The organism is Pseudomonas sp. NPDC089918, assembly GCF_050280605.1.
GTDB lineage: Bacteria > Pseudomonadota > Gammaproteobacteria > Pseudomonadales > Pseudomonadaceae > Aquipseudomonas.
On the sequence record NZ_JBNNVP010000018.1, the window covers coordinates 22,167 to 34,053 of the forward strand.

The following is an 11,887-nucleotide window of genomic DNA, read 5'->3' on the forward strand; positions in this document are numbered from 1 at the left end:
GCGGATACCGGCTCAATGAGCGGTGGTTGACGCAACTGCCTTGCGCAATGACTGGACGCATGCATAGAGCAAGCGCAATGTCGGTTTGCCGTTCCTGAAGATCAGCGTTTGCCAGGAGTACTCCAGCATTCGCCGGTACACATCGATCACCTGGGCATGCTCGCCTCTGCGGGAAAACAGTTCGAGAAAGTCGGAGTGGGCGCCCAGCGCGAAATCGATCCGTTGCTGCTTGCTCAGCTGCGGGCCAAAGTGGGCGAGGAACGCTTCGATGAACCTGATCTTGTACGGGTAGTACCTTGTCGGTTGCGCGGTCATGTTGCCGCTGTTGACCATGCGCTGCATCAGCACCTCTGGCACGGTGTGAACCTCCCAGTGTTCGGCGATCCGGGTCCACATGAAACGGTCTTCGGAGTAACGCAGGCTGGCATTGAAGCCGCCGAGTTGCATGATCACATCACGTCTGGCCATCGCGGAGGACACGCCATTGAGGACGTTGGCACGAATGAAATCGTCGAAATGCCTACCGTTTTTTTGCCGGTTTTCCAGTATTCGCGTACCGTCGCTGTAGTCGTTGTTCACGTAGCAATCTATCAGCGCCACCGGCCGTCCCTGACGACTCAGTTCCTCAAACAGTGCCAGTTGTCGCTCCAGCTTTTGCGGATACCATCTGTCATCGGCATCGAGAAACGCCACATAAGTCTCTTCAGTGTGCTGCAGTCCGTGGTTGCGGGCGCTGGCCTGGCCTTCGTTGGCTTGATGCAACAGCGTCAGGCGAAACGGCGCCGCAAAGTCCTTGACGCGTTGTGGTCCATCATCGGTGGAGCCATCGTCGATGACGATGACGTGATCGGGCAGTCGGGTTTGCCCGGCCACGGACGCCAGTGTTTGCTCGATGCTGTCGGCGCCGTTGTACATTGCGATCACGACGCATACTGTGGGGGGTGAAGAGGGGGCTTGGTCTGGCATGGTTATTTCTCCTTCTGTTACGCATTGGCTGAGTCGCGTGGTAATGCCTTGCCAGGCGGACGCTGACCCAGGGTTGGCCGTGACAACTCGGGGTATGTCGCGTGGTGATGCCGCAAGGACAGGGCGAGGACGCAGAACACCAGAAACTCTGCGCAGCGGTAGTTGGGAACGACATACGCCACATAGTTGGTGAGCATGAACGCTGCGACGATGACCATTGCGCTGGCGTGAAACCGCGCCGACTGATCCGCTACCACGGCCCGGTAGTGTTTGATCAACGCCTCGATCAGCATCAGGATCAGCGCTGTCAGCTGGATGACACCGCCGTTGAGCAAGGTCTCCACGTAGCCGCTGTGGGCATTGCCGATGTAACCCCAGCGGTTGATGAATGCCTCGGCACCCGGGCTGGACCAGAAAGCACCGAAGCCGTAACCCTTGAGGAATTCGGCGTCGATCAGCGGTGTGAGCAAGCCCCAGATCAGCGTGCGGTCGGTGAGTGATGCGTCACGCCCCATCAGTTCCAGCAGCAGGGTGTAATTGCCGTATAAAAACAGGCAGATCAGCACATAGATGAATGTGGTAGCGAGGAATGCTGTCAGTGAGCGGTTGATGTGCAAGCGAATCAGCGTGAGGAAGTACCAATAGCTCACGGTGCCGGCAACAATCAGTGCGATTGCCGTGGCAGATTGGGCCAGCGCAATCGCGATCAGCGAGAATAATGAGAAGACGATGGCCCAGGGATTGCGCTGACGGATCATCGGCAGCAGTAACAGAATGGCGATCGCGTTGAGCCGGGCAGCGGCATTTTTTTCCGGGAAAATCCCCTTGAACGCACCGTCACGAATGCCGCCATCGATGAAGACGATGTCGGGCCTTACCAGCGCGAATATCAAACCGAACAGCGCTATCGCGCCGATGGTGCAGCCGAGCATGAAAGCGATTTTCTCGAGGCTGTAGTTGTAGGCAATGAAACCTGCAAAGAACACCACGCTGATCAGCGCCACAAACCGTTTTAAACTCAACATCGGGTCGTAGGACCAACTGATCGATACGGCCAGGCTGAGCATGAATATCAGCAGGAAGGTGTTGTTCCTGTAAAAGCTTTTGCTGATGAAGACCTTGTTGCGGATGAAGAAGAGCAGCGGAACCAGCAGGGTGATCAGGCCACAGATCTGGTTGACCACGTTGCCTTCGAGGTCTTTTTCGGCGGCGTCCATATTCGACGTATCGGCCAACCCGAAAAAAAATCCGATGACCTGGGTATAGAACAGCACGCCGAACAATGTGAAAGCGTCGCGCAGGGTGGTGTACCTGACTTCCAGTTTGTTCATGACGATTGGCTCCCCAGGGGGGCGTTCTCAATTAGTTTCCCCGCCGTGTTGTCGTGTTAGAACGGCATGGGTATCTACATATCTCTTGGGCTTCGGAGAGTTACTGTCGAGGCCTGGTGTTGTAGGAGCGAGGCTTGCCCGCGAAGGCGGCCTGATTGTCGACTGGGCTCTTTGATCGGGTACATATCCGTTTCTGCGGTAACGGCCGCCTATGGTTTCGCTCTTACAGCGAGTCACTTTCGAAAAGCGCGAAAGTAACCAAAGCGCTTTTTGCCCCGCCATTCGGTGCCTCGCCTAGGCTCGGCATGCCATAACGAAGGCATTGCTCCGGGGGCCCGCCGCCATCGGCCATCCATGGCCGGGGGCGGCTACCGCGGCATCCCTGCCGCGGTGCCCCCTACGCAACGCCTGCGTTCGGCCTCTGGGAAAGGGGCGGCAGATCAAGATCAAGATCAAAAGCCAAAGCAACGGCAACGGCAAGATCAACAGCATCGCGAGCAGGCTCGCTCCCACAGTTGGACCGGGTACATCCGGGGAAGATTGGTCGGTTGACAGGTCGCCTTCGCAGGCAAGCCAGCTCCCACCGGGATGATGTGCATCTGCAAGAGACTGGTCAGCTGTCAGGCCGCCATCGCAGCGATGCGGCGACCCGACAAGCCAGCTCCCACAAAAAATCAGAGCACATCCGCCTTGCCTTTCACCACTCAACAGGCCGAGCGTTAGCTCGCCTGCAGCTTTTGATGTTGACGCACCGCCCCCTCGAGAGGCCGAGTGGAGGTTCTGCGCAGTGGGCAACCCGGCATGGATGCCGGGTTAGCCGCGCACGGCCATGGATGGCCGATCGCGGCGGGCCCACGGAGCAGGACCGGAGCGAGGGCATGCCGAGCCTAGGCGAGGCACCGAACGAAAGGGGCAGAAGCGCTTTGGTTACTTTGGCGCTTTTCCAAAGTGACCCGCTGTAAGAGCGGAACCAATAGCCGCCGTGACCGCAGCAACGGATATGTACCCCCTCAAAATCGGCCTTACCACAGCACCAGCCCCGGCGCGGAACTAGTTTAAAACGCCCCCTAGCAAGACATCGAGATAGGTCTTCGCCGCGCAGGCACTCACAAAACGGGCAGCGGCATCGATGCGTGCCTGACGGTTTGCATCACGAGACAACGTCAGTTCCACGGTGATCGCCTGTGCCAGTGCGTCAGGGTCGTCGACCGCCACCAGCGGGGCGATCGCGCCATTGTCGAGAATCTCTTGCGGGCCATAGGGGCAGTGGGTCGATACCACCGGGGTGCCCGTGGACATGGCCTCGACCAGCGCGTTGGGACTGCCCTCGAAACGCGACGACAGCACAAAGCAATCGGCCGCGGCCACCTCCGCCAATGGATCGTTGGTATAGCCCGGCAGATCGAAGCGGTCGGCCACGCCCAAGGTGACTGCCTGCGCCAGCAACTCGGCTCTGAGCGCGCCTTCGCCGAAAATGATCAATCGAACACTGGGATCGGCTAATCGGGCAAAGGCATCGAGCAATACGTCAAAGCCTTTTTGCCGTGCCAGGCGACCTACGGCGACAACTACCGGGGTGGTTTTTTTCGACAGCCAGCGGTGGTTTGGACGTCCCGGCGTCTTGTCGCGAAAATCGTTGTCGAGTACCGGGTTGTCAGCAATGGTGACATCCTGCGGGCGCGTGATGGTGGTGTCGACCAGGTCCTGAGCAACACCGCGCGAGACGCAGATCACCGGATTGGGAATGAGCCGATACAGCAGTGGTGCCAACAGATAGGCGATACGCACCATCAGCGCGGGATTGACGTGTCTGTCATGGGAAAACGCGTTGCGTTCGCTGACATGCAGGCGCGCCAGCGTACCTGACAGCGCAGCCGCGGCGATGGCTACGACATTGACATGGGTGAGGGCGGCCAGTTGTGCGTCAAAGCGATTGTGGCGAAGAAAGCGTGCCAGCGCCGGCACTGCTCTGGAGCTGCGCGCACTGTGCAACTGCACCTGTTTGACCCGGGGGTCGAGGTATGCCGAGTTCACACCTGTGCCGGTGAGCATCAACAAGGTCACGTCATTGCCTGCGTCAGTCAGCGCACCGGCGAGCCGCGCCATCATTTTTTCGGCGCCGCCCCCGCTCAAGTCCTGCAGAATAATCAGCAGCCTTTTCATTGATTCCAAACCTGGTAATACGCTTGCGCGGCATGTTGACTGGTGTACTGTCGGACGGCTTCAGCGGCCATTTCACCGCGTGGCGTCGCCTGGCTTGGCGAGATCAGGCTGCGCAACATCCCTTCGGCCAGCGCTGGTACATCATTGACCTTGACCAGATCGCCAAGGCGGCCGTTATCAAGCAGTTCCCGGGGCCCGGTTTCACAGTCGCAGGCCAACACAGGGGTGCCCAGCGCCAGGGCTTCGATCAGCACGGTCGGCAAGCCCTCATGAAACGAACTCAGGATCAGCAGTTTTGCCTGCCTGATAAAAGGGTAGGGATTGCTCAGGAAACCGGTGAAATGCACACGGTCCTCGATGCCCAGGCGGCTGGCCTGTGAGGTCAGCGCAGCGTGTTGCGGGCCATCGCCGATGATCACCAGATCCGGCAGCGCGGCGCTGTGCAAGGCTATGGCATAGGCATCGAGCAGCAGGTGGAAACCTTTCGGTTCTATCAGCCGTCCCACTGCCAGCCAGAACTGCGCCGGCAAACCGGTGGACATGGGCGTCTGTGCGGCACTGAGCAGTTGCTCAGTGACCACTGCATTGGGGCAATAACGAATGCGTTCGCGACCCCAGGGCACCAGGTCAGAGAGGGATTGGCGCAAGCCGTTGGAAACCGTCACTACCTGGCCGTTGCCGCAGAGGTACAACGCATAGAGCAGGCGCAGGGTGGCGGGGCTGATTTTTTGTTCACCGCAATCCAGTGCTGCATGACGGCTATAGATGACCTTGCAGGGGCTACCCAAGGTCGCAAACCAGGTGCAGAGGTTGGCTTGTTCTTTGGCGGCGATGAGGTGAGTCACTTGTTCGCGACGAATAATCCGGCGCAGCAATACGATGGACTTGAGCAGGCCGACGATTCCATTGCCGCCGCCATTGAGCGTGGCCGTTCCTTCATCGTCTGGCGTGTCGCCATTCATGACGAAATAACTGACACGCTGACCATCTTTCAGAAACTGTCTGGCCAGGCGTTGCTGAACACGCTCGAGGCCACCATCGGGCTTGAAGTCCTTGAGAGTGAACAGGATATGCATGGTCGTGGCTCGGTACTGGATGTTCAGGGATAAGTTATATTGATGGTCACTTTTCGCCGGATGATCATCACCAACAGATGAACAAAATTGGTCGGGTAATCGATCAGGTAGCGTTTGATGGTGTGCGGTTCGCGGTACATCCGATAGAACGCGCGCAGATGCAGGCGGTTGATCAGTTCAGGGTAATAATCATGCGTTGCCGTGGCCTCTTGGCGAATGAAACCGCCACAGGTGAATGCCACACCGTTGAAGCCGGCACGCAGGGCATCCTGCTCGAACTGTTCCTGAAGCCCGGCGCCCAGGCCTACGATCAGGATGTTCGCTTCACTGCGACAGATGTCTGCCAGGATGCACGTGGCCTGTGCTGCATCGAAATAGCCATTGTGATGACCGGCGATAATCAGGGCGGGGTAGCGAGCCTTGATCTTATTGAGGAACAGGTCCAGTTCGGCTTGAAGGGCACCGACAAAATAGAGGCGCTTGCCGTGTTTCTCGGCATAGCTGAACACAGAATCGGCGATGGACGTGAAGTCGAAGCTGACCCGGCCGATCGTGCGCCCGGTGATGCGCGACATGAAGGTCGACATCAGCATGCCGTCGCAAAAATAGGCGATGGAAGTCGGGGGGCGGTCGAGCAGACCGCCGACGGACGCAAAATTGATGAAGGAAAATGCCTTGTTGGCGTCCAGCAGATTGGGTGCGTAATGCCCGATTAATTCCAGGTCGATCATGGGCTGGGCCTCAGGGTCAACCGACCCTATTAATAGATGTCTTTTGAGAACAACGTAAAAGGCGTCTTGACCAGAATCTTGATGTCCAGCCACAGCGACCATTGGTTGATGTAGTTGAGGTCCTGGGCGACGCGCTGCTGCATTTTTTCCAGCGTCTGGGTTTCACCTCTATGCCCGGTGATCTGGGCCAGACCGGTGATGCCCGGCTTGAGGCGATGACGGGCCATGTAGGCGCGAACTTTGCCGGTGTAATAAATGTTGTGCGTGACGGCGTGCGGTCGCGGGCCGACCAGGGCCATTTCGCCGAAGAGCACGTTGAACAGTTGTGGTAGTTCATCAATGGAACTACGGCGCAAAAAGCGCCCAAGCGGGGTGATGCGCTCATCATCGCGGGTGGCCTGACGCACTTCGTTGTCGTCGTGCACACGCATCGTCCGGAACTTCCAGACCTTGATCACCTCAGAGTTGCAGCCGTAGCGATTTTGTTTGAACAGCACCGGGCCGGGCGAAGACAGCTTCACGGCGGCCGCCACGATCAGCAGCAAGGGGCTGAGCACGATAATGGACACGGCGGCCAGGCTACGTTCGAACAGTTCTTTGCAGAGCAGGCTGCCGGGGTGCGAACTGATCAGGCTTTCATTGAGGTAGATGGCGGGCATTCGCTCTATTTCCGAGATCGAATGATTGAGCAGCACCATGCTGCCGAAATCCGGGATCCAGACCACGTCGACATTCACGTCCAGAAGATCGATGTACAGCGCCTCGATGATGGCGGCTTGTGCCATCGGCAAAACGATATAGACGCGGCGTACGTGCAGGCGGGTGATGATTTCGCGAACCTCGTCGATACGCCCCAGCAGCGGCAGAATGCTCGGGGCCGGGCCGGTGTGGTCGGCGGTTGCGATAAAACCCAGCAGCGGTACGCGATTGCGCCTGGACAGTTTTCTCGCCAGCGTATGTGCGGTCGGACACGTCCCGATGATCACCGCGCGGCGCTCGTTGCAGAGCTTGTGTGAATGCAGGCGGGCCAGGTAATGCAGGGGCAAAAAGCTCGCCGCCTGGATCAGGTAACCCAATACGGCCCAGACGATGATCACCTGACGCGAGAAAATCACGCTGGTCTGGGTGACGAAGGCAATGCTGATCAGCACGGCCAGCAAGATCATCCAGGCCGCCAGCAACCGTGCGAGCCCTGACAACCATTCATGACGCTTGTGATAAACCTGCATGACGCTGTAGATCGGCACCGAACCGAGCACGGTGAGAATCATCAGCACACGGTATTCACTGGTCAGGCTGCCGACGCGCCAATACACCAGCAACATCAGCAGCAGGTTGACCAGACTGAGCGCGCACAGCCATTGGCCCCAGAAGGTCAGACCTCGGCGGCGCGTCATTTGAGCGGCGTAGAGCGATGTCATCGGCGTAACCTCCGGGCATGGGTTGGACATCGGCGCCAAAAATTGCACGCCCTCGTTCCCGCACGCTGGTATAGCTCGACTGGGATGAAGCAGTTTTTAGTAGATGTTTGAAGGGGACTACGGGTGAGACAGACGCAAGGTGCTACCTGGACAGGTAGTCATAGTTCTGGAACGTATCGGAATGGCTGTAGCCTTGTTTGCGGGCCTTGCTCAGGTCAACCTGGTTAAGCACCACACCAAACACCGGCGCATGGCTCTGCTGCAGTATCGCAAGGCACTTTTGTACTTCGCTGACAGGCGTGCTTTCGGCCTTGATTACGTAGATCACCGCATCCGAATGCTTGGCCAGCAACAGTGCATCGCTGACCATTTGTGCCGGCGGGGAATCGATGATGATGCGTTGATACCGCGACTTCAGCGCCTCAAGCATAGGGGCCAGTCGCGACGAACCAAGCAGATCCAGCGGTGGCGGCGACAGTTTTCCGGCCGGCAGCATGTCGAGGTTGCCGACAGAACGGATACAGTCATCGAGCCGCGCAGTGCCCGCCAGGACGTTGGCCAATCCCGGGCTGTCTGCCGGGAAATCGAAGTTGAGCGAGAGGCTGGGTCTGCGCATATCGGCGTCGATCAACAGGACACGCTCCAGCTTGGCAAGTGAGTAGGCCAGGTTGTTGGCGATGGTGCTTTTGCCTTCTTCGGCCATGGTCGAGGCAACAAGTACCACCTGTGACGGCATGTCGCCGCCGTGCAGCATCAACCAGGTGCGCAGGTTGCGAATGGTCTCGCAAAAACGCGGATGGTCATTGTCGTCGAACAGTCGCGCGAGTTGCCGGCGACTTTTCCTCATGACCAGCGGCACTACGCTGAGCAGGGGAACGTCAAGGGTGCTTTCAATGGCTTCGTCGCTCTTGAAGGTTTTGTTCAGGGTTTCGGACAGCAATGCCAGCGCTACCCCGATCAGCGCAGCCACGACGGCGACAATCGCCAGAATCAGTGTTTTACGCGGCTTGCTGGGTTCCAGAGGAACAATTGCAGGGTCGACGATGCGCGCCTTGGTGGAGTCCATGTCTGAGGTGGCCGCGGTTTCTTTCAAACGGGTGATAAAGGTCTCATACAGCGCGCGGCTGCTGTCGACTTCACGCTGGAACTCACGCAGTTGAAACTCCTTGCGCGAAATATCCTGTAGCTGCGCTTTGTTGCTGTTGAATGACTTACGCAGTGAGCTTTCATTGGCCCGGGATAGCTGGTACTCATGTTCAATGCTGGCAACCACCTGCTGAACCTGCACCCGCAAACTGTCGGTGGCCATGCGCAGCTCGGCGCGAGCGGCGGCAAGGGTCGGATGTTTTGGACCGTAGCGCCCCGACAACTCTTCGACCTTGGCTTGGGCCTTGGCCTGTTGAGCCCGGAATTTCTGTACCAAAGGGTTACTCAAGACGGCCGGCACACTGGAAAGGTTGCTCAAGTTGCCATTGATCAGGGCCTGTACCTGGCGGAACTGGCTCTCGGCCTCTGCCAGATTGCGACGGGCATCGATCATGCGATTGCCGGTCAATTCCAGTTCATTGGCGCTGATGGTGGCGACACCACCGACGTCGACCAGGCCTTGTGCTTCCCGGTAAGCCTGAAGTTTGTCTTCGGCACTGCGCAGGTTATTGCGCAACTCGATCAGGCGTGAGTTCATCCAGCTGGTATTGGTCAGCGAGGACTTCAGGTTGTTATCGAGCTGGCTGTCGATGAAGCCTTGGGCAATCGCATTGGCAGTAGCGGCCGCCAAACCAGGGTCGGGCAGTTCCACTTCTATTTTGATCAGCTGGCTCTTGCCAACGAATTTGACGCTGGTGTGCCGCATGAGGTTCTGCGTGACTTGATTGAAAATCTCGGCTTCGGTGGGCATCACCTGCATCGGTGTCAAACGGCCCAGTACTGGCAGCCATTGGCCAAGTTCAAGCGATGCCAACCATTTGCGCGGCGCAAACCATGACTGCGGTTGCTGGCGTGGGTCAGTCACCGGGTGCGTGGTCAGGTTTAGCTTTCTGACTGCGCGCTCAGCGAGATCGCGCGATTGCAGGAGCGCCAATTGTGTCTGCAAATAATCGACGGTACCGGCGCTCGAATCCGTGACTTGCTGGAAGACCAACAGCGGTGGCGTTTTTTCTTTGATCAGCAACGTGGTGCTGCCGATGTACTGCGAGGGAATGAACGACAGCGTAACCATCGCCAACACACAGCCAAACAGTACCCACCAGCAGATTTTCCAATGGGCGCGCCAGATCACCCTCCAGTACTTGAGCAGGTCAATGGTGTCCTTTTCCTCGCTGTACTGCTGATGTTGCGGCACACGCGGCTGGAGTGGACGTTCGACATATAGGCTAGGGCTGTTGTCCATGATCAGAAAAAGCCTTGTGCAATGGAGATGGTGTCACCGGGGGCAATGGCAGTGCTGCGCGGGATGTTGTCGGTCAGTGGTGGGGAGCCATCGCCGCGTACGATGGTCACCCGCTTGATCGAGGCTCGTTCGGTCAGGCCGCCGCCCAGGGCGATGGCTTTCTCCAGCGTCAGCCCGGGTTCGAACGGATAGCTGCCGGGTTTCTGGACCTCTCCATTGATGTAGAACGAGCGGTAGGCGATCAGGTTGAGGCTGACCTTGGGGTCGACCAGATAACCTTGCTTGAGCCCGTCGACGATGAGCTTTTCTACCTGCTGGGGCGTAAGTCCCTTGGCGGCAATGTCACCCAGAAATGGATAGGAAAACATTCCGGCATCGTTGAGGCGGATTTTTTCGAAGCTCAGGTCCCGCTCACCGAACACAGTGATACGCAATACATCGCCGGCTGCCAGTTTGTACTGGGCGCCGGTGTCTGCTGCAAACGTCACGGGCAACAGCCACGGCACGAACAACAAGCCAAGCATTCGCGAGTTCATGGGGAAAACCTCTTCTCTTAGAGACTTACGTTGAAGCTGAGCAAGAAGATGTTGCGTTCAAAACTCTGATTGTCGACATCGGAGTCATCGTTGCGGTAGCGATAGCCCAGCTCGATATCCAGCCAGCGGCGCATTGCGTATTCCACGGCGAGGTTGTAGTCACGAAGGTCGTCAGTTCGGTCCTGCCCCTCGTACTCGTAACGGCCAAGACCGACTTCGGCCACTGTGGTGATGCGTTCGGTCCAGCCATGACGCCAGCCGACCAGCGCCGTGGTGGTCTTGACGGCATCAGCACCGTCGTCGCCCTCGGCCATGGCCTGGCGGGCAACAAACGAGAAGGTCGAATAGGTGCGTGGTTTCCAGCGCAGATCCACTTGCCAGGTCGGGTTGCTGAGGTCATCGACATCGCTGTCGTCGAAGTTTTTGCGCTCATAACCAACACGGACTTTGCCGGTGGTGCGTGCGGTGAAATCCCATTCGGCACCGGCGAGGACCGCATCGGATGTGCTGTTGAGACGGCTGTTGGACTCGTAATCAAAGACGGTGTGGTCGTATTCCAGTAATCCACGTGTATTGCTACCGATGCGGTGGTACCACGTGGTGGTCAGGCCAGCGGTATCGCGCTCTTTGTCATCGTTTATGCCGCCTGAGTTGTCGTATCGAAGTTGGGCGTAACTGGCGCCCAGATCAATCTGGTTGGCAGCGCTCCTGGCGCCGTAGGTATAGAGACCGTTGACGCGGTTACTGCGAATCTTGTCATTGACGCCATCGACAGCGGTCGACGTCGTACGCTCGTATTTACGTGTTTCCGCATCAAGTTTCAGTCGATGGCGGTCGGTGAATTCCATGATGCTATTGAGGCGCAAACGTTGCGCCGTATTCGAGGCATCCGAGTCGTCATGATAAATGTACCGGGTAGGTTGCCAGATGAGTCGGGTAGCACTGTTGCGGTCTTCAGCCTTGAGTTCGAAAGTGGGCGCCACTTTTGTCACCATCGAAGATTGCGCTCGCTCCAGTTCGCGGAAATTATCATCATAACTTTCTGAAAACAGCAGGGTAGGGGTGAAGTCGAACCCATAAATATCAATGGACTGGGGGTCAAGACTCCAGGCCGTTCCGGGGCACAAATAGATCATGAACAGTGCGAAAGGGCCGCGGGTCTTGAGAGTCATATCATTGCTCCAAGGGGTGAGTTCAATGACTATAGACCGGAAAAACAGTGGGTAAATGGGGCTGTGTAATGCCGGCAGCAATTAATAAGGAGTTTTAAGTTG

General features: G+C 57.8%; 9 protein-coding genes. All 9 read right to left on the reverse strand.

The window, feature by feature from the left end:
- Positions 1-12: 12 nt before the first annotated feature.
- Positions 13-966 carry a glycosyltransferase family 2 protein gene (locus ACQKPC_RS14790; RefSeq protein WP_427625277.1) on the reverse strand — a complete coding sequence of 318 codons (954 nt, stop codon included), beginning with the start codon at positions 964-966 and terminating at the stop codon, positions 13-15.
- A gap of 17 nt (positions 967-983) precedes the next feature.
- A complete protein-coding gene (locus ACQKPC_RS14795; RefSeq protein WP_427625279.1) occupies positions 984-2,297 on the reverse strand; it encodes an O-antigen ligase family protein in 1,314 nt (437 codons plus the stop codon).
- A 1,050-nt stretch (positions 2,298-3,347) separates the two neighbouring features.
- Positions 3,348-4,460, reverse strand: coding sequence for a glycosyltransferase (locus ACQKPC_RS14800; RefSeq protein ID WP_427625280.1), 1,113 nt, complete (start codon positions 4,458-4,460; stop codon positions 3,348-3,350).
- Complete coding sequence (locus ACQKPC_RS14805) at positions 4,457-5,536, reverse strand: glycosyltransferase (protein WP_427625281.1); 1,080 nt, start codon at positions 5,534-5,536, stop codon at positions 4,457-4,459. The genes ACQKPC_RS14800 and ACQKPC_RS14805 overlap by 4 nt, the downstream gene beginning before the upstream one ends.
- Positions 5,537-5,559: 23 nt before the next feature.
- Positions 5,560-6,267: a WecB/TagA/CpsF family glycosyltransferase gene (locus ACQKPC_RS14810; RefSeq protein ID WP_427625282.1), complete on the reverse strand. Its 708-nt coding sequence runs from the start codon at positions 6,265-6,267 to the stop codon at positions 5,560-5,562.
- A gap of 29 nt (positions 6,268-6,296) precedes the next feature.
- Positions 6,297-7,688: an undecaprenyl-phosphate glucose phosphotransferase gene (locus tag ACQKPC_RS14815; RefSeq protein ID WP_427625283.1), complete on the reverse strand. Its 1,392-nt coding sequence runs from the start codon at positions 7,686-7,688 to the stop codon at positions 6,297-6,299.
- A gap of 142 nt (positions 7,689-7,830) precedes the next feature.
- Entirely contained in the window at positions 7,831-10,077 is a 2,247-nt protein-coding gene (locus tag ACQKPC_RS14820; RefSeq protein WP_427625284.1) for a GumC family protein, read from the reverse strand.
- Between the two features lie 2 nt (positions 10,078-10,079).
- On the reverse strand, positions 10,080-10,613 hold the full coding sequence (locus tag ACQKPC_RS14825; protein WP_427625285.1) for a polysaccharide biosynthesis/export family protein: 534 nt from the start codon (positions 10,611-10,613) through the stop codon (positions 10,080-10,082).
- A 17-nt stretch (positions 10,614-10,630) separates the two neighbouring features.
- The gene (locus ACQKPC_RS14830; protein WP_427625287.1) at positions 10,631-11,785 is read right to left on the reverse strand and encodes an outer membrane beta-barrel protein; all 1,155 of its coding nucleotides are present in this window, start codon (positions 11,783-11,785) and stop codon (positions 10,631-10,633) included.
- Positions 11,786-11,887 lie beyond the last annotated feature (102 nt).

What these genes read in the sequence shown, in the direction of transcription:
- ACQKPC_RS14810 (WP_427625282.1), bottom strand. Translation starts at nt 6,267, where the DNA reads ATGATCGACCTGGAATTAATCGGGCATTACGCACCCAATCTGCTGGAC.
- ACQKPC_RS14820 (WP_427625284.1), bottom strand. Translation starts at nt 10,077, where the DNA reads ATGGACAACAGCCCTAGCCTATATGTCGAACGTCCACTCCAGCCGCGT.
- ACQKPC_RS14815 (WP_427625283.1), bottom strand. Translation starts at nt 7,688, where the DNA reads ATGACATCGCTCTACGCCGCTCAAATGACGCGCCGCCGAGGTCTGACC.
- ACQKPC_RS14795 (WP_427625279.1), bottom strand. Translation starts at nt 2,297, where the DNA reads ATGAACAAACTGGAAGTCAGGTACACCACCCTGCGCGACGCTTTCACA.
- ACQKPC_RS14830 (WP_427625287.1), bottom strand. Translation starts at nt 11,785, where the DNA reads ATGACTCTCAAGACCCGCGGCCCTTTCGCACTGTTCATGATCTATTTG.
- ACQKPC_RS14805 (WP_427625281.1), bottom strand. Translation starts at nt 5,536, where the DNA reads ATGCATATCCTGTTCACTCTCAAGGACTTCAAGCCCGATGGTGGCCTC.
- ACQKPC_RS14825 (WP_427625285.1), bottom strand. Translation starts at nt 10,613, where the DNA reads ATGAACTCGCGAATGCTTGGCTTGTTGTTCGTGCCGTGGCTGTTGCCC.
- ACQKPC_RS14790 (WP_427625277.1), bottom strand. Translation starts at nt 966, where the DNA reads ATGCCAGACCAAGCCCCCTCTTCACCCCCCACAGTATGCGTCGTGATC.
- ACQKPC_RS14800 (WP_427625280.1), bottom strand. Translation starts at nt 4,460, where the DNA reads ATGAAAAGGCTGCTGATTATTCTGCAGGACTTGAGCGGGGGCGGCGCC.